This window comes from Streptomyces sp. KMM 9044, from assembly GCF_024701375.2.
Taxonomy (GTDB): Bacteria; Actinomycetota; Actinomycetes; order Streptomycetales; family Streptomycetaceae; genus Streptomyces.
This window is the reverse complement of the sequence record NZ_CP113910.1, coordinates 5,037,203-5,057,515: the sequence shown is the minus strand read 5'-3', so window position 1 is coordinate 5,057,515 and position 20,313 is coordinate 5,037,203. Positions and strand designations below refer to the sequence as shown.

The following is a 20,313-nucleotide window of genomic DNA, read 5'->3' as shown; positions in this document are numbered from 1 at the left end:
TTGCACCATCCCGGTTTCCCCGGTCGGTGCCGGGGAAACCGGGTCGGTCGAAAAGGCCTGGCGGCCCCGCGGGACCGGGCGGGTCACGCGGACAGCGGGCGTTGCAGTCTGATCGACTGCAGGAGGCCCACGGCCAGCCACACCGCGAACATCGACGAGCCGCCGTAGGACACGAACGGCAGGGGCAGCCCCGTGACCGGCATGATGCCGAGGGTCATGCCGATGTTCTCGAAGGACTGGAAGGCGAACCAGGCGACGATGCCGGCGGCGACGACGGTGCCGTACAGGTCGGTGGTGTCGCGGGCGATACAGCAGGCGCGCCACAGGATGATGCCGAGCAGGGCGATGATGAGTCCACCGCCGACGAAGCCGAGTTCCTCCCCGGCGACGGTGAAGACGAAGTCGGTCTGCTGCTCGGGCACGAACTGGCCGGTGGTCTGCGAGCCCTCGAAGAGCCCGGAGCCGGTGAGACCGCCGGAGCCGATGGCGATGCGGGCCTGGTTGGTGTTGTAACCGACACCGGCGGGGTCGAGCTCGGGGTTGGCGAAGGCGGCGAAGCGGTTGATCTGGTACTCGTCGAGCACCCCGAGCTGCCAGACGGTGATCGCGCCGGCCGCGCCGGCGCCGATCAGGCCGAGGACCCACCGGTTGGAGGCACCGGAGGCGAGCAGGACGCCGAGCACGATGATGACCATGACCATGACCGACCCGAGGTCGGGCATCAGCATCACGATCGCCATGGGGACGGCGGCCAGTCCGAGTGCCTGCAGGACCGTGCGGTGGTCGGGGTAGGGCTTGTCGCCCGCGTCGACCCGGGCGGCGAGGAGCATCGCCATGCCCAGGATGATCGTGAGCTTCACGAACTCGGACGGCTGGATCGAGAAGCCGCCGCCGAGCTTGATCCAGGAGTGGGCGCCGTTGATGGTGGAGCCCAGCGGGGTGAGCACCAGCAGGATCAGCAGCACCGAGGCGCCGTAGAGGACCGGCACCGCGGTGCGCAGGGCGCGGTGGCCGAGCCAGAGCATGGCGATCATCAGGGCCAGACCGATGCCGGTGTTCAGCCAGTGCCGGACCAGGAAGTAGTACGGGTCGCCCTGGTTGATGTCGGTGCGGTTGCGGGTCGCCGAGTAGACCAGGAGGGAGCCGAGCAGCGACAGGGCGACCGCCGAGAGCAGTATCGGCCAGTCGAGGCGCCGGGCCGGGGAGTCGCGGGCGAGGAGCCGCGTCCAGCCGGCCCGCTCGGGTCCGTATCCGGAGACGTGGAAGCTGTTGACTCCGCCGGTCATGGCGCCGACCTCCGGCCTGCCGGGCGGCGTGCCCGGGCGCCGCCCGGCCGTGCGCCGCGGCGGCGGGTGTCGCGGTTGGCGGGCGGGGGTGTGGGCGTGGTCGCGCCCTGCTCCTGGGGCCGGCCGTCGGGTGCCTGCTCGCTCTCCGCGGCGGCCCGCTGCTCCTTGGCCGGGTCCTTGGAGACCTTCGGGGAGAGGATGGTTCCGTCCGTCCTGACCTTGGGCAGCGTCTTCTGCGGGGTGGGCAGGAGTGCCTTCTTCTCGTCGATGTCGCCGTCCGGGGAGACGCCGTACAGCGCGTTGTAGACGTTGCGCACGGCGGGGCCCGAGGCGCCGGAGCCGGTACCACCCTGGGCGATCGTCATGACGATCGAGTAGTCCTTGGTGTAGGTGGCGAACCAGGAAGTGGTCTGCTTGCCGTAGACCTCCGCGGTGCCGGTCTTGGCGTGCATCGGGATCTCCTCCTGCGGCCAGCCGCCGAACCGCCAGGCGGCCGTACCGCGGGTGGCGACTCCCTCGAGGGCGCCGTCTATTTCGGCGAGGGTCTTCTTGCTGACCGGCAGCTTGCTCTGCGCCTCGGGCTCGATCTCCGTGACCTTCTTGCCGTCGGGGCTGATGACGGCCTTGCCGACGGTGGGCTGGTAGAGCGTGCCGCCGTTGGAGAGGGCCGCGTAGACGGAAGCCATCTGGATGGGGGTGACGAGGGTGTCGCCCTGGCCGATGGAGTAGTTGACGGAGTCACCGGCGCGCAGGCGGTTGCCTTCGAGGCAGTTCTCGTAGGCGATCTGCTCGACGTAGCTGCCGCCCTTCTTGCCGGACTTGCACCAGGCGTCCTTGTTGGCCTCCCAGTAGTCGATCTTCCACTGGCGGTCGGGGACCCGGCCGGTGACCTCGTTGGGCAGGTCGATGCCGGTCAGCTCGCCGAGACCGAACTGGTGGGAGGTCTTGTAGAACCAGTCCTCGGCGTTCTTCTTCGGCTTGTTGCCGCCGTCGCGCTTCCACTCCTCGTGGGCAAGGCGGTAGAAGACGGTGTCGCAGGAGACCTCGAGGGCACGGCCGAGGCTGATCTGGCCGTGGTTCTGGGACTCGAAGTTCTTGAAGACCTGGCCGCCGATGGAGTACGAGCTGGAGCATTCGTAGGGGCCGTCGAAGGAGTACCCGGCGTTGACCGCCGCTGCGGTCGGGATGACCTTGAAGATGGAGCCGGGTGCCGACACACCCTGGATGGCGCGGTTGAGCAGCGGGTAGTTGGAGTCCTTGCCGGTCAGGCTCGCGTAGTCCTTGCCGGAGATGCCGCCGACCCAGGCGTTGGGGTCGTAGCTCGGGTTGGAGGCCATGGCGACGACCCTGCCGGTCTTGGCCTCCATGACGACGATGGCACCGGAGTCGGCCTCGTAGAGGCGGTTGGTGTTGCGGTCCATCTCCTTGCGGGCGGCCTTCATCGCCTCGTTCAGCTCGTACTCGGCGACCCGCTGGACGCGGGCGTCGATACTGGTGACGAGGTTGGCGCCGGGTTCGGCGGGGTCGGCCTGGGCCTCGCCGATGACGCGGCCGAGGTTGTCGACCTCGTAGCGGGTGACGCCGGCCTTGCCGCGCAGCTCCCTGTCGTACTGGCGCTCGAGACCGGAGCGGCCGACCTGGTCGGAGCGCAGGTACGGCGAGTCGGTGTCCTGCGCCTTCTGGAGTTCCTCGTCGGTGACGGGCGAGAGATAGCCGAGGACCTGGGCGGTGTTGGCCTGTCCGGGAGCCGCGTACCGGCGTACGGCCTGGGGCTCGGCGCTGATGCCGGGGAAGTCCTCGGTGCGCTCGCGGATCTGCAGGGCCTGCTTGGCGGTGGCCTCGTCGGTGATGGGGATGGGCTGGTACGGCGAGCCGTTCCAGCAGGGCTGCGGGGTCTCGGCGTCGCACAGCCGGATCTTCTCCATGACGTCCTTGGCGGGCATGCCGAGGACACCGGCGAGCTTGGTGAGGACCGCCTTGCCGTCGTCGCGCATCTTCATCAGCTCGGTGCGGGAGGCGGAGACGACCAGCCGGGTCTCGTTGTCGGCGAGGGCCACCCCGCGGGCGTCCAGGATGGAGCCGCGGACCGCGGGCTGGACGACCTGCTGGACGTGGTTGCCGGAGGCTTCCTTGGCGTACTCGGCGCCTTCGCGGATCTGGAGGTACCACAGGCGCCCGCCGAGGGTGCCGAGGAGGGAGAGGACGAGGACCTGGATGACGACGAGCCGGATCTGCACCCGTGTACTGCGCCCGGTCTCGGGAATGTTGGTCACGCGGCTTCCTCCCCCTCGGTGAGGTGGTGCGGGGTCACAGGCGCTTGACCCCCTTGATGCGGCCGGCCCGCGCCACCCGTGCCCGCGCCGCCTTCACGCGAAGGCCCCGCTGGGCGCCGATGCGCAGCCCGGTGCCGCCGGAGCTCCAGCCGGAGGCGACGTCGCCGGACTTGGCGGAGCTGGTCTCGGCGAGCGGATCGTTCTCGGCCCGGCGGGCCAGGGCCATGACGCCGGGGACGACGAACGGGGCGAGCAGCAGGTCGTACAGGGCGGCGCTGAGGAGCAGTCCACCGAGGCCGACATGGCGGGCGGCGGTGTCACCGACGAGGGCACCCACGCCGGCGTAGAGCAGGGTGGAGCCCACGGCGGCGGCGACCACCACGGTCATCGGGCCGGTCGCCGATCTCACCTGGCCGGACTCGGGCTTGACCAGTCCGGCCAGGTATCCGATGAGGCACAGCACGAGGGCGTAGCGGCCGACGGCGTGGTCGGCGGGCGGCGCGAGGTCGGCAAGGAGTCCGGCGCCGAAACCGATGAGGGAACCGCCGACATGGCCGTAGACCAGGGCGAGGCCGAGGACGGTGAGGAGGAGCAGGTCGGGGACGGCGCCCGGGAGGTGGAGGCGGGCGAGGACGCTCACCTGGATCACCAGGGCGACGACGATCAGTGAGCTGGAGAGCAGGATCCGGTTGAGGCGCATGGGTGACAGCTCCTACTGCTCTTGCTGGTACTGGCCGTCGGCAGGGGCGGACGGGGTGACCGTCACCGTGACGGTCGGGGTGGGCGTCGGCTTCGGCTTCCTGGGCAGCACCGTGTCGCGCGGGTCCTTCTCGGGGGCCTGGACCACGACACCGACGATGTCGAGCTTGGTGAAGCCGACGAACGGCGTGACGTAGAGGGTGCGGGTGAGGTCGCCGCCGGAGGGGTCGACGCGGGAGACGGTGCCGACGGGGACGCCGGGCACGAACGGCTTGTCGGCCTGGGAGCCGAAGGTGACCAGCCGGTCGCCCTTCTTGACCTCGGCCTTGCCATTGAGGAGTTCGACGCGCAGGGGCCGGTCGCCCTGGCCGGAGGCGAAGCCGAGTTCGTCGCCGGCCTCCATGCGGGTGCCGACGGTGAAGTCGGGGTCGTTGGCGAGCAGCACGGTGGCGGTGTGCGGGCCGACGGTGGTGACCCGGCCGACGAGTCCGTCGCCGTTGAGGACGGTCATGTCGCGCTCGATGCCGTCGGCCGCGCCGACGTCGATGGTGATCGTCCAGGAGAAGCCCTGGGCCGCTCCTATGGCGATGACCTGGGCGCCCTTGATGCCGTACTGGCCCTGGCCGGCGACCTTCAGCACCGTGTCGAGCTGCTTGGCTCTGCTGCGGTTGCGGTCGTCGCTGCCGAGTTCGGCCTTGAGCGCGGCGTTCTCCCGCTCGAGTTCGGCGAGCCGGTCGTGCCGGTCGCCGGAGTCACGGACCGCGGCGACCGCGTTGCCGATCGGGTCGACCGCGCCGGAGACCCCGTTCTCGATCGGGCCGAAGACCGTGGCCGCGGCCTGCCGGGCACCGTCGACCGGCGAATCCTCTCCCCCGCGGATGTCCACCGTGATCAGTGCGAAAGCGGTGGTGATCAGCAGCACCAGGAGCAGCCGGCTCTCTCGTGTGTCCCTCACGTGCGGCGGCCGTGCCTTCCTCGTCGAAACGGGTAGCGAGAACGAAAGTCGTCAGAAGTCTTCGGGGGTCTTCGGGAACGGTCGGAAAGTATGAGTGGGCTGGTGTCTCCATATCAACGATCCGCCGTACGAGAGGAGATCGTCCCGTACGGCGGAATCGAGGAGTCGTGTCATCTGCGCGGCTGGGCGTCCAGCACCTGCTGGAGTGCCTCGAACTCCTCGACGCACTTTCCGGAACCGAGCGCCACGCTGTCCAGCGGGTCCTCGGCGATGTGGATGGGCATGCCCGTCTCCCGGCGCAGCCGCTCGTCCAGGCCGCGCAGCAGGGCGCCGCCACCGGTCAGCACGATACCCCGGTCCATGATGTCGCCGGACAGTTCCGGCGGGCACTTGTCGAGAGTGGTCTTGACGGCGTCCACGATCGCGTTGACGGGCTCCTCGATCGCCTTGCGGACTTCGTCGGCGGAGATGACCACGGTCTTGGGCAGCCCGGAGACCAGGTCCCGGCCACGGATCTCGGTGTGCTCGTCGGAGTCGAGGTCGTACGCCGAACCGATCGTGATCTTGATCTGCTCGGCCGAGCGCTCACCCAGCAGAAGGGAGTACTCCTTCTTGATGTGCTGGATGATCGCGTTGTCCAGTTCGTCGCCCGCGACCCGGATGGACTGGGCGGTGACGATGCCGCCGAGGGAGATGACCGCGACCTCCGTGGTGCCGCCGCCGATGTCCACCACCATGTTGCCCGTGGCCTCGTGGACCGGCAGGCCGGAGCCGATGGCCGCGGCCATGGGCTCCTCGATGATGTGCACCTGACGGGCGCCGGCCTGGGACGACGCCTCGATGACGGCGCGGCGCTCCACCCCTGTGATGCCCGAGGGGACACAGACGACGACCCGCGGACGGGCCAGATACCGCCGCTTGTGGATCTTCAGGATGAAGTAGCGGAGCATCCGCTCGGTGATCTCGAAGTCGGCGATGACGCCGTCCTTCAGGGGGCGGACGGCAACGATGTTGCCGGGGGTGCGCCCGATCATCTTCTTCGCTTCGGCCCCGACCGCGAGGATGCCACCGGTATTGGTGTTGATCGCGACGACGGACGGCTCGTTGAGTACGATCCCGCGGCCTCTGACGTACACCAGCGTGTTGGCGGTCCCGAGGTCGACAGCCATGTCACGGCCGATGAACGACATTGAGTTCCCCATCAGGATTCGTCTGGCCTTCCCGCTGGCTTTTGAGGGCTTTTCAGGTAGGCGAGGTGGGTGCGGTGGCGCGAGGGCTTCCATCGTAGACGCGCCACCGCGAACACGGCGCGAGGGTCTTCGCCATTGTCATCAGATGGAGGGGCCCGTTGCTTGTGGAGACGGGCCATCGGGGGCACTCGTTCCCCCGAACGCAGGCCGTGCGCCGAAAAGGTCCGGGGCAAAGCCCCCAGACCGTCGTCAGGCGGCCGAAACCGCAGTCCACGGCCGCTACGTGATTGTTATGCACGGCCTTGGCGGGTGATCGTCGTGTGCGGTCCTCGCGCCCCTTGCCGTACACGTGTCGTGCACAACCGTTGTGCGCATTCGTTGTGCACGGCGGTTACGCCCCGTACGGCCACGCGGGCGGTCGGTACGCGCGGCCCGTACCCGTGGGGCTGCCACGCGCGGCCGATGCGGACGGTGTTGCCCGTGAGCGTCAGGCGCGGCCCGGGAAGAAGATCTTCACCTCGCGCTCGGCGGACTCCTCGGAGTCGGAGGCGTGGATCAGGTTCTCCCGGACGATGACGCCGAAATCCCCGCGGATCGAGCCCGGGGCCGCGGCGACCGGGTCGGTCGGACCGGCCAGTTGGCGCACGCCCTCGATGACCCGCTCCCCCTCGACGATCATCGCCACGACCGGGCCGGAGGCCATGAACTCCATCAGCGGCTCGTAGAACGGGCGGCCGACGTGCTCCGCGTAGTGCTGCTCCAGCGTGGCGCGGTCCAGGGTCCGCTGCTCCAGCGCGGTGAGCTGCCAGCCGGCCTTGCGCTCGATGCGGCTGATGATCTCGCCGGTCAGGCCGCGCCGGACGGCGTCGGGCTTGAGGAGGACGAGGGTGCGCTGGGTCACGGCGGAGCTCCTTATGCATCAAGGGTGGTGCGAGGTTTTGTGAAGGTTACCGGGCGGGGCTCCGTGCCTGTCACGCAGTGTCAGGCCCCTCGGTCCGGGCAGCGAACAGGGCCTTCGCCTCGTCGATCTTCCGCCCGTAGTGCACCGAGGCCCACCACACCGCCGCGAACATCACGCCCAGGAGGAACATCACCGGGACGAAGACGCCGGAGGCGATCAGCAGGATCTGCAGGGCCCAGCCGAGGGCGACGCCGCCGGGCCTGGTGATCACCCCGCACAGTGCCGCGGACAGGAACATGGCGATGCCGCAGACCGTCCACACGGTGCCGGTCGCCAGGTCCGGGTCCTTCATCGCGACCAGTCCGGCGAAACCGATGACGAAGAACTCGCCGATCAGGGTCGACGCGCAGAGTGTACGCACGGTGTCTCAGCCCTTCCCCAGAAGCAGTCGGGCCTCGCCGACGGTGATGACGGAACCGGTGACGAGCACACCGGCGCCGGTGAACTCGCCCTCCTCCTCGGCGAGCGTGATCGCCGCCTCCAGCGCGTCGGGCAGCCGGGGTTCGACCTGGACGCGGTCCTCGCCGAACACCTCGACGGCGATCCCGGCCAGTTCGTCGGCGTCCATCGCACGGTGGCTGGAGTTCTGTGTGACGACGACCTCGGCGAAGACCGGTTCGAAGGCCTCCAGTAGCCCGCGCACGTTCTTGTCGCCGCTCGCGCCGACCACGCCGATGAGCCGGCTGAACTGGAACGCCTCCCCGATCGCCCCGGCCGCGGCCCGCGCGCCCGCCGGGTTGTGGGCGGCGTCCAGCACGACGGTGGGCGACCGGCGTACGACCTCCAGCCGGCCCGGTGAGGCGACGGCGGCGAAGGCCTTGCGGACGGTGTCGATGTCCAGCGGCTCGGCGCGCTGGGCGCCGACGCCGAAGAACGCCTCCACGGCGGCGAGCGCCACGGCGGCGTTGTGCGCCTGGTGGGCGCCGTGCAGTGGCAGATACACCTCGGGGTACTCGCCGCCGAGGCCGCGCAGGGTCAGCTGCTGGCCGCCGACGGCGACCTGCCGGGCGACGACCCCGAACTCCAGTCCTTCCCGGGCCACGGTCGCGTCGGCCTCGACGGCCTTCTTCAGCAGCACCTGGGCCGCGTCGACCGGCTGCTGGGCCATGATCACCGTCGCGTCCGGCTTGATGATGCCGGCCTTCTCGGCGGCGATCTCGGCGGGCGTGGTGCCGAGCCGGTCGGTGTGGTCGAGGTCGATCGGCATCACCACGGCGACACTGCCGTCGATCACGTTGGTGGCGTCCCAGCTGCCGCCCATGCCGACCTCGACGACGGCCGCGTCCACCGGCGCGTCGGCGAAGGCCGCGTACGCCATGCCGGTGAGCACCTCGAAGAAGGACAGCCGGTGCTCCTGCCGGTCGTCGACCATCTCGACGTACGGCGCGATGTCCCGGTACGTCTCCACGAACCGCTCGGCGGAGACCGGCGCGCCGTCGAGGCTGATCCGCTCGGTGACCGACTGGACGTGCGGCGAGGTGTAGCGCCCGGTGCGCAGTTCGAAGGCGCCGAGCAGGGCCTCGATCATGCGGGCGGTGGACGTCTTGCCGTTGGTGCCGGTGATGTGGATCGAGGGGTACGCGCGCTGCGGCTCGCCCAGGACGTCCATCAGCGCGGCGACCCGGGCCAGGGAGGGCTCCAGCTTGGTCTCGCCCCAGCGGCTCGCCAGTTCCCCCTCGACCTCCCGCAGTGCCTGGTCGACCTCGGGGTCCGCCGGCCGCGCGGGCACGTCGGACTCGGGCGCGCCGCCCTGCGTGCGCAGGGTGCGGCTGCCGGCTTCGATCACCGCGAGGTCGGGGTCCCGGTGGGTCTCCGCCTCGATGATCTCCTCGAAGGGGTCGGGGGAGTCGAGAGGGTAGAGGGGGTCCGGCCGGTCGTCGTGGTCACCGTGGTCACCGTGGTCGTCGTGGTTGCCGTTCGGAGGGAGGTCGCTCACGGGGCCAGTCTACGTATCCGCCCGCGTCCGCCCCACGGGAGCCGAAAGCCCCCGGAACCGCTCGGGCTCCGGGGGCTTTCGAGGACGCGGGACGGCTGGGGGCTACGCCTTCGGGAGCCGTTCCAGCTGGGCCCCGATGCGGGTGATGTCCTCGTCCGCCTTGGCCAGCCGGGTACGGATCTTGTCGACCACGTGGTCGGGGGCCTTCGCCAGGAACGCCTCGTTGCCCAGCTTGGCCTGTGCCTGCTGACGCTCCTTCTGCGCGGCCGCGAGGTCCTTGGCGAGGCGCTTGCGCTCGGCCTCGAAGTCGATCACCCCGGACAGGTCCAGGGCGACCTCGACGCCCGCCACCGGCAGGGTCGCCGTCGCGGTGAACGCGTCGCCCTCCGGCTGGAGACGCAGCAGCTGCCGGATCGCCGCCTTGTGCGGGGCGAGCGCCGAGCCGTCCAGGGACAGCCGGGCCGGGACCCGCTGCCCGGGCTGCAGGCCCTGGTCGGCGCGGAAGCGGCGGACCTCGGTGATGACGGACTGGAGGGTCGCGATCTCCCGCTCGGCGCCGGCGTCCCGGAAGCCGCCCGGCGTGTCGGCGCCGGGGACGGACACCGCCGTCGGCCAGTCGGCGACGACGACCGACTCGCCGCCCGTGAGGGTGGTCCACAGGGTCTCGGTGACGAACGGGACCACGGGGTGCAGCAGCCGCAGTGTGACGTCGAGGACCTCACCGAGGACGCGCTTGCCGACCTCGGCCGGCTCCCCGCCCGCCTGGAACGTCGTCTTGGACAGCTCGACGTACCAGTCGAAGACCTCGTCCCACGCGAAGTGGAACAGTGCGTCGGACAGCCTGGCGAACTGGAAGTCGTCGTAGAACGCGTCGACTTCGGCGACCACCGCGTTGAGCCGGGAGAGGATCCAGCGGTCGGTCGGCGACAGCTTCGACGCGTCCGGCAGCGGGCCGTCGACCGTGGCGCCGTTCATCAGCGCGAAGCGGGTCGCGTTCCAGATCTTGTTGGCGAAGTTGCGGGAACCCTGGACCCAGTCCTCGCCGATCGGCACGTCGGTACCCGGGTTGGCGCCGCGCGCGAGGGTGAAGCGAAGGGCGTCGGAACCGTACTTGTCCATCCAGTCCAGCGGGTTGACCGCGTTGCCGAAGGACTTCGACATCTTCTTGCCGAACTGGTCGCGGACCATGCCGTGCAGGGCGATGGTGTGGAACGGCGGGGTGCCGTCCATCGCGTACAGGCCGAACATCATCATCCGGGCGACCCAGAAGAAGAGGATGTCGTAGCCGGTGACCAGGACGGAGTTCGGGTAGAACTTCGCGAGCGATTCCGTCTGTTCGGGCCAGCCCAGCGTCGAGAAGGGCCACAGGCCGGAGGAGAACCAGGTGTCGAGGACGTCGGTGTCCTGGTGCCAGCCCTCGCCGCTCGGTGCCTCGTCGTCGGGGCCGACGCAGACGACCTCGCCGTCCGGCCCGTACCAGACGGGGATCCGGTGGCCCCACCACAGCTGGCGCGAGATGCACCAGTCGTGGAGGTTGTCGACCCAGTCGAAGTACCGCTTCTCCATCTCCTGCGGGTGGATGGTGACCCGGCCGTCGCGGACGGCGTCGCCCGCCGCCTTGGCCAGCGGGCCGACCTTGACCCACCACTGCATGGACAGCCGCGGCTCGACGGTGGTCCTGCAGCGCGAGCAGTGGCCGACGCTGTGGACGTACGGCCGCTTCTCGGCGACGATCCGGCCCTCGGCGCGCAGCGCGGCGACGATGGCGGAGCGGGCCTCGAGCCGGTCCAGGCCCTGGAAGGGGCCGTGGACGGTGATGACGGCGTGCTCGTCCATCACGGTGAGGGACGGCAGGTCGTGGCGGCGGCCGATCTCGAAGTCGTTCGGGTCGTGCGCCGGGGTCACCTTGACGGCGCCGGTGCCGAACTCGGGGTCGACGTGCTCGTCGGCGACGACCGGGATGGAGCGGTCGGTCAGCGGCAGCCTGATGAGCTTGCCGATCAGGTGCTGGTACCGCTCGTCCCCGGGGTGGACGGCGACGGCCGTGTCGCCGAGCATCGTCTCGGCGCGGGTGGTGGCGACGACGATGGTCTCGTCCCCGTCGCCGTACGTCATGGAGACGAGTTCGCCGTCGTCGTCCTGGTACTCGACCTCGATGTCGGAGATCGCGGTCAGACAGCGCGGGCACCAGTTGATGATGCGCTCGGCGCGGTAGATCAGCTCGTCGTCGTAGAGCCGCTTGAAGATGGTCTGGACGGCCTGGGACAGCCCCTCGTCCATGGTGAAGCGCTCACGCGACCAGGCGACGCCGTCGCCGAGGCGGCGCATCTGCCCGGAGATCTGGCCGCCGGACTCGCCCTTCCACCGCCAGACCCGCTCGACGAAGGCCTCACGGCCCAGATCGTGCCGGGACTTGCCCTCCTTGCCGAGTTCCCGCTCGACGACGTTCTGCGTGGCGATGCCGGCGTGGTCCATGCCGGGCTGCCACAGCGTCTCGTGACCCTGCATGCGCTTGCGGCGGGTCAGGGCGTCGATGAGGGTGTGCTCGAAGGCGTGCCCGAGGTGCAGGCTGCCCGTGACGTTCGGCGGGGGGATGACGACGGTGTACGGGGGCTTGTCGCTCTTCGCGTCGGCCTCGAAATAGCCCCGCTCCACCCAGCGCTCGTACAGCGGCCCCTCTACGTCGGCCGGCGCGTACTGGGTCGGCAGTTCGGAGGTGGGCGGCTGCGGCTGCTGAGAGTTCTCGGTCACGGGCCTCAGTTTAGAGGTGTCACGGGCCAGTCCCGAAACGCGATTCCTTTGTAACGGTGCACCCCCCGACGGCCTGATCACGCCGGAGCTGAGACAGGATGTCAGCGACACATAAGTATCTGGAGGGGAACCCAGAACATGAGCTACCACCAGCCGGGGCCGTACGGCGGGCAGCCCCAGCAGCCCGGACCGTACGGTCAGCCGGGTCCCTACGGCCAGCAGCCGCAGGCTCCGCAGCCCGGCTACGGCTACCCCCAGCAGACCCCGCCTCCCGGCCAGCCCGGTTACGGCTACCCGCCCCGGCCCGGCCAGGGCGTCCCGCCGCAGCAGCCCCCGTCCGGCAAGGCCCCGGGGGGCGGCGCCAAGAAGGCCGGCTGGATCATCGGCGCGGTGGCGGTCGTGGTGGCGATCGGTGTCGGCGCGTACTTCGTGATCGGCGGGGGCGGCGGCGCGGACGGCCTGGAGGACGACGGGCCGCACAAGCTCTCCGCGCCGGAAACGGTCGTCGGCGAGTACACGCGCGTCGGTGAGGGCGGCGAGGACTCGAGCTCCAGCACCGCCAAGGACCTGGCCAAGGGCGGGGTGAAGGACGGCAAGTCCGTCGGCGCCTCCTACTCGACGGCCGACTTCAGCAACTACGACCCCGCGAACCCCGACCCGGCCGACATGCCCGGCCAGGACGAGCTGCTCAAGGCGAAGGGCGTCACGTTCTTCGGCGCCTACGGCGAGGTCGAGGAGCCCGAGGCGGCCGTGGACGCGCTCTTCGCGAACATCGAGAAGGAGACTGAGGAGAGCACGTCCAACGAGCTCATGACCGAGCTGGTGGGCGAGCCCGAGGCGGTCGACCTCGACGGTGCGGTGATGAAGTGCCAGGCGGGCAAGGGCAACAACAACCTCACCCAGAAGGAGACCACCAACTGGTTCTGCATCTGGGCCGACTACAGCACGGTCGCCGTCGTCTCCCCCGGTGACAACACCAAGGACATCACGAAGGACGCCGCCGCGGACATCACCACGAAGCTCCGCGACGACGTGCGCGTGCCCGCGTAGTACGCGGCGCGTGCCCGCGTACCGGGGAGGGCGCGAAAGGGCCCCGGTCGCTCGACCGGGGCCCTTTCGCGTGTGCGGGGAGTGGCCTCTGCCGCCGCGCCCTACGCCGTCTTCTGCTCGCCCGGTCCGCGGCCGCGGGCGTCGCGCGGGATCAGGGTCGGGTTGACGTTGGAGAGGACCACGTCCGCGGTGACCACCACGCGGGCGACGTCCTTGCGGGACGGGACCTCGTACATGACGCCCTGGAGGACTTCCTCCATGATGGCACGCAGGCCGCGGGCGCCGGTCTGGCGCAGGATGGCCTGGTCCGCGATGGCCTCGAGGGCCTCGCGCTCGAAGTCCAGCTCCACGCCGTCGAGTTCGAAGAGGCGCTGGTACTGCTTGACGAGCGCGTTGCGCGGCTCGATCAGGATCTGGAGCAGGGCCTCGCGGTCGAGGTTGTGGACCGAGGTGATGACCGGGAGCCGGCCGATGAACTCGGGGATCATGCCGAACTTGACCAGGTCCTCCGGCATGACCTGCTCGAACTGGTCCTTGGACTCGATCTCCCGCTTGGAGCGGATCGTCGCGCCGAAACCGATGCCCTTGGCCCCCGCGCGGCCCTCGATGATCTTCTCCAGGCCGGAGAAGGCGCCGCCCACGATGAACAGCACGTTCGTCGTGTCGATCTGGATGAACTCCTGGTGCGGGTGCTTGCGGCCGCCCTGCGGCGGGACGGACGCCGTGGTCCCCTCGAGGATCTTCAGCAGGGCCTGCTGGACGCCCTCGCCGCTCACGTCACGCGTGATCGACGGGTTCTCGCTCTTGCGCGCGACCTTGTCGATCTCGTCGATGTAGATGATGCCGGTCTCGGCCTTCTTGACGTCGTAGTCGGCGGCCTGGATCAGCTTCAGCAGGATGTTCTCGACGTCCTCACCGACGTACCCGGCCTCGGTGAGGGCGGTGGCGTCCGCGATCGCGAACGGGACGTTCAGCATACGGGCGAGGGTCTGGGCGAGGAGGGTCTTGCCGGAACCGGTGGGGCCCAGCAGCAGGATGTTGGACTTCGCCAACTCGATGGCGTCCTCGCGGCCCTGGGCACCGCCGTTCTCCCCCGCCTGGACCCGCTTGTAGTGGTTGTACACGGCGACGGAGAGGGCCTTCTTGGCCGATTCCTGGCCGACCACGTATCCCTCGAGGAACTCGTAGATCTCCCGGGGTTTGGGCAGTTCCTCCCAGCGGACCTCACTGGTCTCGGCGAGTTCTTCCTCGATGATCTCGTTGCAGAGGTCGATGCACTCGTCGCAGATGTACACACCGGGCCCTGCGATGAGCTTCTTGACCTGCTTCTGGCTCTTGCCGCAGAACGAGCACTTGAGCAGATCGCCGCCGTCACCGATGCGTGCCACGGTGTGCTTCCCCTTCGCCTGGGAGCCGCCTGGACGTCAACGTCCAGCGACTCCTGGTGCTGCCTTATGTCCGACGGTACCTTGCCGGGCCCCCCGTTCGGGCCCCCCTCGGCACGGTTCGCTTCGACGCGGACCGTCATGAACCATGCCAAGGGGCGGCAGACGATACAGCCTCCCGGGCCCCACGCGTCAGCGCAGGCTGGAGTTGTCCATCTTCCGGGTGGTGATGATCTGGTCGATCAGACCGTAGCTCAGTGCGTCCTCGGCCGTGAGGATCTTGTCGCGCTCGATGTCCTCACGGATCTTCTCGACCGGCGTGGTGGAGTGCTTGGCCAGCATGTCCTCGAGCTGCGCGCGCATCCGGAGGATCTCGTTGGCGGCGATCTCCAGGTCGGAGACCTGGCCACGGCCGGTCTCGCTGTACGGCTGGTGGATCAGCACGCGGGCGTTCGGCAGCGCCATGCGCTTGCCGGGCGTACCGGCGGCGAGCAGGACCGCGGCGGCGGAGGCCGCCTGGCCCATGCAGACCGTCTGCACGTCGGGCTTCACGTACTGCATGGTGTCGTAGATCGCCGTGAGGGCGGTGAAGGAGCCGCCGGGGCTGTTGATGTAGACGGAGATGTCCCGGTCGGGGTCCATCGACTCCAGGCACAGCAGCTGCGCCATGACGTCGTTGGCGGAGGCGTCGTCGATCTGCACGCCGAGGAAGATCACGCGCTCCTCGAAGAGCTTCGCGTACGGGTCGTACTCGCGGATGCCCTGGGAGGTGCGCTCGACGAAGCGCGGGATGACGTAGCGGGACTCGGCCGCGGGTCCGGTGTACTCGGCACGGGTGCGGTCGTGCAGGCCGCTGCCGGGGAAGTCGTTCACAGTGTCTCCTGGAAAGGGGCTGAGGCGGTGGGCCGGGGCTGCTGGGGCTGCCGCCGGACCCTGGAGCCGGTCCGGGCCGCTCCGAGCGGAGCTGCTCGGAGCCGGTCCGTCCGATCGGGGGCCGGCGGGGGTCCTACGGAGCCGTGTGGCTCCCGTGGGCCGCTCAGGCCGCCCCGGTGCCGCCGCCGCCCGGCATGCCCGCGGCCGTGGGGATGACGTCGTCGATGAGGCCGTACTCCTTGGCCTCGAAGGCGTCGAACCAGCGGTCGCGGTCCGAGTCGCGGGTGATCTGCTCGATCGTCTGGCCGGTGTGCTGCGAGGTGAGCTCGGCCATGCGCCTCTTGGTGTGCAGCAGCCGCTCGGCATGGATCTTGATGTCCGAGGCCGAGCCGGCCAGGCCGGCGGACGGCTGGTGGATCAGGATCTCCGCGTTCGGCAGCGCGAAGCGCTTGCCGGGCGTGCCCGCGCTGAGCAGGAACTGGCCCATCGAGGCCGCGAGGCCCATGGCGATGGTCACCACGTCGTTCTTGATGAACTGCATGGTGTCGTAGATCGCCATGCCGGCGGTGATCGAGCCGCCGGGGCTGTTGATGTAGAGGAAGATGTCCTTGTCCGGGTCGGCGGCAAGGAGCAGCAACTGTGCGGTGATCTTGTTGGCGATGTCGTCGTCGACCGGCTGGCCGAGGAAGATGATCCGCTCGCCGAGCAGCCGGTTGTAGACCTGGTCGCCGAGGCCACCACCGATGGAAGGCTCGCCGGCGGCTGAAGGCATCAGATTCGTCACGTATCCACCTGCTCGTCTTACGACGGCGCCGGGCCGTCTCACGTGTTCTGCCGGGGCGTGGGGCCGTCCGGCCGTGCTCGCGGACTCCCCTGCCCTCGTACTCATGGACCCTAACGCGCGGGCCCCTTCGGGGAATCCCGGAGCGGGGGGTGTTCGCTGTGAGCGCAGGGTGCCCCGCCGGGTGCGCCGGGTTCCCGCATCGTGGGCGTATCCGCCGGTGGAGATCCGTCAGGGCGCTTCCGACGGGTCTCCGGGGAAGGAGGAGCGGCGCGTCCGGCGGGCCGGGAGGGCGTCGCCGGGCGTCGGGACATCGCGGGGCCCCGGCAGGGAGCGCCTCGGGTCGGGGCGGCCGGTGGCGCCCACACGGCGGATCCGCGCACCGGTACGGCCCCCGCACCCCTGGGGCGGGGGCCCTGCCGTACGACAGACGGGCCCCCGGCATGAATGCCGGGGGCCCGTCGTGCGTCCGTCAGAGGCGATGCGAGGGTCAGCCCTCGGTCTTCTCGTCGGCCTTGGCGTCGGCGTCGGCCTTGGCATCGGCGTCGGCCTTGGCGTCGGCGTCGTCGGCCTTGGCATCGGCGTCGGCCTTGGCGTCGGCGTCGTCGGCCTTGGCATCGGCGGGGACCTTGGCGTCGTCGGCCTTGGCATCGGCGTCGGCCTTGGCGTCGGCGGCGGGGGCCTCGTCGGGGGCATCGGCGCCCTCACCCTCGTCGTCCTCGTCGTCCTCGTCGTCGAGGTCGACGATCTCGCCGTTGGTGTCCTTGACCACGGCCTTCTCGACCACGGAGGCCAGGGCCTTGCCGCGGGCGACCTCGCCGACCAGGAGCGGAACCTGGCCGCCCTCGACGACCGCCTGGGCGAACTGGTCGGGGGACATGCCGGAGGAGGCCGCACGCCGCATGAGGTGCTCGGTGAGCTCCTCCTGGTTGACGTTGTGCTTCTCCTGATTGACCAGTTCGTCGAGGACGAACTGGGTCTTGATGCCCTTGACCGCGGCCTCGCGGGTCTCGGTGTCGAACTCCTCGGCGGTCTTGCCCTGGATCTCGAGGTACTTCTCGAGGTCGAGGCCCATCTGGCCGAGCTGGTGGTGCTCGAGGTTGTGCTTACGGGTGTTGACCTCGTCCTCGAGCAGCTTCTCGGGGACGGGGACCTCGACCAGCTCGAGCAGCTTGTCCAGGACGCGCTCCTGGGCCTGCGTGGCCTGGTCGTACTGCTTCATGTTCTCCAGGCGCTCGCGGCTGTCCGCGCGCAGCTCCTCGAGGGTGTCGAACTCGGAGGCCAGCTGCGCGAACTCGTCGTCCAGCTCGGGCAGTTCACGCTTGGCGACCTGGGTGACCTTCACGGTGACCTCGGCCTCCTTGCCCACCGCGGAGCCGCCCTTGAGCTCGGAGGTGAAGGTGGCCTCCTGGTCGACCGACAGGCCCGTCACCGCGGCGTCGACGCCGTCCAGCAGCTCGCCGGAGCCGATGGTGTAGGAGATGCCGCTGGCGATGCCGTCCTCGAGGACCTCGCCGTCGACCTTGGCCTCGAGGTCGATCGTGACGACGTCGCCGTCCTCGGCGGCGCGCTCGACCGGGGCGGTGGAGGCGAAGCGCTCACGCAGTTCCTCGACGGCCTTGTCGACGTCCTCCTCGCTGACCTCGACGGCGTCGACCTCGACCTCGATGCCGGAGTAGTCCGGAATCTCGATGGTCGGGCGGATGTCGACCTCGGCGGTGAAGTTCAGCGTCTCGCCGTCCTTCAGCTCCGTGATGTCGACCTCGGGCTGGCCCAGCGGGTTCAGCTCGGCCTCGTTGACCGCGTCGGTGTAGAACCTCGGGAGCGCGTCGTTGACCGCCTCCTCCAGCACCGCACCGCGGCCGAACCGCTGGTCGATGACCCGGGCCGGGACCTTGCCCTTGCGGAAGCCCTTCACCGTGACCTGCTGGTTGATCTTCTTGTACGCCGCGTCGAGGCTGTCCTTGAGCTCCTCGAAGGGCACCTCGACAGTGAGCCGAACCCGGGTCGGGTTCAGGGTCTCCACGGCGCTCTTCACGGTTCGGTCTCCTTGGTGGCTGACTTCTGGATTTCTGCCGGGACCAGAACGGTCCGGCCGATTCGCAGCCCGGAGACTTCAGACGATGAGCACACGGGCGTGCAGCTTGCATAGTAACGGCAGCGGCTGCAGCGACCCAAAGCCGATCACTGGCGGTGATCAGGTGACTGGTCGGGGTGGCGGGATTTGAACCCACGGCCTTCCGCTCCCAAAGCGGACGCGCTACCAAGCTGCGCCACACCCCGTCTGGTGCGACACGTAGGGTACATGCCGGCGCCCGGTCGGGACGCCGCATTCACCGGGCGTGGTGCGCGGTCCGGCGCGGCGTCGGCACCGGGACGGGCACGGGGTGTGCGACGAGGGCGCACCACCCGCTACGATGCCTGTCAGTACCGCGACCCCAGGGTCGGCGGTGTGTGATGTGCGGGCGTAGCTCAATGGTAGAGCCCTAGTCTTCCAAACTAGCTACGCGGGTTCGATTCCCGTCGCCCGCTCCATACGACTCGGGGCCAGGTCGGAGGATCATTCCTCCGACCTGGCCCCGATCGTGTTCCGGGCCCCGGCCAGTCGGTCGTGGTCCCCGCGCGAGGCGCGGGCCGGCACCGGGACGGAGGGGGCGCCGTCGGGTCAGCCTGACAGTGACAGAATCACCGGCCAGGGTCGGGCCCGGGCGCTTCCGGTGGCACCTTGTCAGGATCCAGACACCCCGGCCGCCACTGGCCATCGACGTCACGGCCGTCCGGGTCCGCGGAATTGACCCGTTGCCCGGAGAACGGGTCGCGCCGGCCCACCGGATGCCGTGCACTGGAAAGAGTGCGGAGCGACCACCTGTCGAGGAGCCCTTCGTTCCCGACATCAGCGGCTGACACCGACAACAGCGAACGCGGCCGGACCCGGCGGGACCGCGGCGGCCGTCGCCGCGCCGCGCGCCCGGCGCATCGCGAGGGCCGGAAGCCGCCATGACCGACCTCATGAGGACAAGGCTCGAACCTGTCACCGGCGGGGCGCCGCCCTCAACCGACGGGTGGCACCCCGCCGGTTCGGCTCGGCCATCGATACTCCGCCGACCTTGCCGGGCGGGCCTTACCGTCCGCATCGCAGATGTCATGACTTCGCACACCCCCGCATCTCATGACCATGGGTTAGATCACTCTTACGCATCGTTACTCCACTGCGTGTCGAGGGGAGACCTACATCACAGTGGCCCACCGCAAAAGCCCACCGATCGCTGCACGGGCCCCGGCAGGAGCAGCGATCGACGGGCGGGCGCCTAGGAGGTACTGCCGTGAGTGTGACCTCAACGAACCCGCTTCCGATCCCCCGGCCGCGAGACTGGACCGCCGTCCTCGTCGTCATCGTGGTCGTCTACGTCCCCGTCGCACAGATCCAAGACGTTCTGACCAACTTGACCGCACTGTCAGCAGTCCTGGTCTGCGGCTCTGCGGTGAGAGCGGTATCGGCCCGACGGCCACGGACGACCGCGTGACCGGCCACTAGACCCGGCGAAGCCCTCCCGGCCCTCCTCCCCGGCAAGCCGGGAGAGGGCCGTCCGCGTCCCCGGCGTGCCCGATCCAGCAGGAACGGGCGGGGAGCGGCGGGGAACACCGGCCACCGACTCGAACCAGTCCGGGCCGGCGTCTCACCAGGTCAGACAAGGCCTGGTGACGTGATCTTCCACACCGGCCGCGCGGGTCCGGTTTCCGTCGCCTGCTCCACGCGGCGCAGGGCCGGCCGGAGCTTCGCTCCCCCGGCCGGCCCTGTTCGCGTCCTCGGACGCCGGCAGGACCGGACGCCGGCAGAAGGCGTCAGAAGCTGATGGAGTTGATCATGTCCGCTATCGAGTCCATGAAGCGGCTGATCGACGGCGCCATGCCGGTGGAGGCAAGGAAGAAACCGAAGAGGATCGCGACGATCGCGGGGCCGGCCTTGATGGAGCCACCTCTGATCAGCACCACAAGGATGACCGCCAACAACACCACCACAGACAGTGAAATGGCCACAACTGATCACACCCCTGGTCGGTCCGCTCGTCCGGTCCGGGTGACGCATCCCCGCGCGCCCCGCCAGAACCATCGTGCCACCAACAGGGCCGGGTCATGCGGCCAGTGACGCATCATCCGCCTCGCATCGGCCGC

General features: G+C 69.7%; 14 protein-coding genes, 2 tRNA genes and 1 pseudogene. 2 read left to right on the top strand and 15 right to left on the bottom strand.

The features are described 5' to 3' along the window. Positions 1-83: 83 nt before the first annotated feature. From rodA to HUV60_RS22725, 9 genes are all read right to left on the bottom strand, one after another. The gene (gene rodA / locus HUV60_RS22765; protein WP_257849084.1) at positions 84-1,286 is read right to left on the bottom strand and encodes a rod shape-determining protein RodA; all 1,203 of its coding nucleotides are present in this window, start codon (positions 1,284-1,286) and stop codon (positions 84-86) included. Then, positions 1,283-3,559, bottom strand: coding sequence for a penicillin-binding protein 2 (gene mrdA / locus HUV60_RS22760; RefSeq protein WP_257849083.1), 2,277 nt, complete (start codon positions 3,557-3,559; stop codon positions 1,283-1,285). Before mrdA ends, rodA begins: the two co-directional genes overlap by 4 nt. Before the next feature lie 34 nt (positions 3,560-3,593). Then, positions 3,594-4,259, bottom strand: a complete 666-nt coding sequence (gene mreD, locus HUV60_RS22755) for a rod shape-determining protein MreD (RefSeq protein WP_257849081.1) — start codon at positions 4,257-4,259, stop codon at positions 3,594-3,596. A 12-nt stretch (positions 4,260-4,271) separates the two neighbouring features. After that, a complete protein-coding gene (mreC, locus tag HUV60_RS22750; protein WP_257849080.1) occupies positions 4,272-5,213 on the bottom strand; it encodes a rod shape-determining protein MreC in 942 nt (313 codons plus the stop codon). Positions 5,214-5,383: 170 nt separating this feature from the next. Further along, on the bottom strand, positions 5,384-6,403 hold the full coding sequence (locus tag HUV60_RS22745) for a rod shape-determining protein (protein WP_257849079.1): 1,020 nt from the start codon (positions 6,401-6,403) through the stop codon (positions 5,384-5,386). 487 nt (positions 6,404-6,890) lie between these two features. Further along, a complete protein-coding gene (gene ndk, locus HUV60_RS22740; protein WP_257849078.1) occupies positions 6,891-7,304 on the bottom strand; it encodes a nucleoside-diphosphate kinase in 414 nt (137 codons plus the stop codon). Between the two features lie 70 nt (positions 7,305-7,374). Then, positions 7,375-7,725: a DUF4233 domain-containing protein gene (locus tag HUV60_RS22735; RefSeq protein WP_257849077.1), complete on the bottom strand. Its 351-nt coding sequence runs from the start codon at positions 7,723-7,725 to the stop codon at positions 7,375-7,377. 6 nt (positions 7,726-7,731) lie between these two features. Then, a complete protein-coding gene (gene folC / locus HUV60_RS22730; RefSeq protein ID WP_443047384.1) occupies positions 7,732-9,300 on the bottom strand; it encodes a bifunctional tetrahydrofolate synthase/dihydrofolate synthase in 1,569 nt (522 codons plus the stop codon). 102 nt (positions 9,301-9,402) lie between these two features. Continuing rightward, the gene (locus HUV60_RS22725; RefSeq protein WP_257849076.1) at positions 9,403-12,051 is read right to left on the bottom strand and encodes a valine--tRNA ligase; all 2,649 of its coding nucleotides are present in this window, start codon (positions 12,049-12,051) and stop codon (positions 9,403-9,405) included. A 138-nt stretch (positions 12,052-12,189) separates the two neighbouring features. Between HUV60_RS22725 and HUV60_RS22720 the strand changes: the two genes are divergently transcribed. Continuing rightward, the gene (locus HUV60_RS22720) at positions 12,190-13,101 is read left to right on the top strand and encodes a hypothetical protein (protein WP_257849075.1); all 912 of its coding nucleotides are present in this window, start codon (positions 12,190-12,192) and stop codon (positions 13,099-13,101) included. Between the two features lie 101 nt (positions 13,102-13,202). Here the strand turns inward: HUV60_RS22720 and clpX are convergent, their stop codons facing one another. From clpX to HUV60_RS22695, 5 genes and pseudogenes are all read right to left on the bottom strand, one after another. Beyond that, positions 13,203-14,489 (bottom strand): ATP-dependent Clp protease ATP-binding subunit ClpX, encoded by a 1,287-nt coding sequence (gene clpX / locus HUV60_RS22715; protein ID WP_257849074.1) that lies wholly within the window; start codon positions 14,487-14,489, stop codon positions 13,203-13,205. 189 nt (positions 14,490-14,678) lie between these two features. Further along, a complete protein-coding gene (locus HUV60_RS22710) occupies positions 14,679-15,359 on the bottom strand; it encodes an ATP-dependent Clp protease proteolytic subunit (RefSeq protein ID WP_269441225.1) in 681 nt (226 codons plus the stop codon). A 163-nt stretch (positions 15,360-15,522) separates the two neighbouring features. Further along, on the bottom strand, positions 15,523-16,131 hold the full coding sequence (locus tag HUV60_RS22705) for an ATP-dependent Clp protease proteolytic subunit (RefSeq protein WP_257850214.1): 609 nt from the start codon (positions 16,129-16,131) through the stop codon (positions 15,523-15,525). A 676-nt stretch (positions 16,132-16,807) separates the two neighbouring features. After that, positions 16,808-18,178 (bottom strand): annotated as a pseudogene (gene tig / locus HUV60_RS22700) (trigger factor); the annotation flags it as partial. A 168-nt stretch (positions 18,179-18,346) separates the two neighbouring features. Next, a tRNA-Pro gene (locus HUV60_RS22695) sits at positions 18,347-18,423 on the bottom strand. Between the two features lie 178 nt (positions 18,424-18,601). On the opposite strand from HUV60_RS22695, the gene HUV60_RS22690 reads away from it, so the two are divergent. Beyond that, positions 18,602-18,675, top strand: a tRNA-Gly gene (locus HUV60_RS22690). A 1,308-nt stretch (positions 18,676-19,983) separates the two neighbouring features. Here HUV60_RS22690 and HUV60_RS22685 read toward each other — a convergent pair. Then, positions 19,984-20,178 (bottom strand): hypothetical protein, encoded by a 195-nt coding sequence (locus HUV60_RS22685; protein WP_257849073.1) that lies wholly within the window; start codon positions 20,176-20,178, stop codon positions 19,984-19,986. Positions 20,179-20,313 lie beyond the last annotated feature (135 nt).

Bases quoted from the DNA above. Each gene is read 5' to 3' on its own strand.
- rodA (WP_257849084.1), bottom strand. From the start codon at position 1,286: ATGACCGGCGGAGTCAACAGCTTCCACGTCTCCGGATACGGACCCGAG.
- HUV60_RS22745 (WP_257849079.1), bottom strand. From the start codon at position 6,403: ATGTCGTTCATCGGCCGTGACATGGCTGTCGACCTCGGGACCGCCAAC.
- HUV60_RS22720 (WP_257849075.1), top strand. From the start codon at position 12,190: ATGAGCTACCACCAGCCGGGGCCGTACGGCGGGCAGCCCCAGCAGCCC.
- mreD (WP_257849081.1), bottom strand. From the start codon at position 4,259: ATGCGCCTCAACCGGATCCTGCTCTCCAGCTCACTGATCGTCGTCGCC.
- HUV60_RS22705 (WP_257850214.1), bottom strand. From the start codon at position 16,131: ATGCCTTCAGCCGCCGGCGAGCCTTCCATCGGTGGTGGCCTCGGCGAC.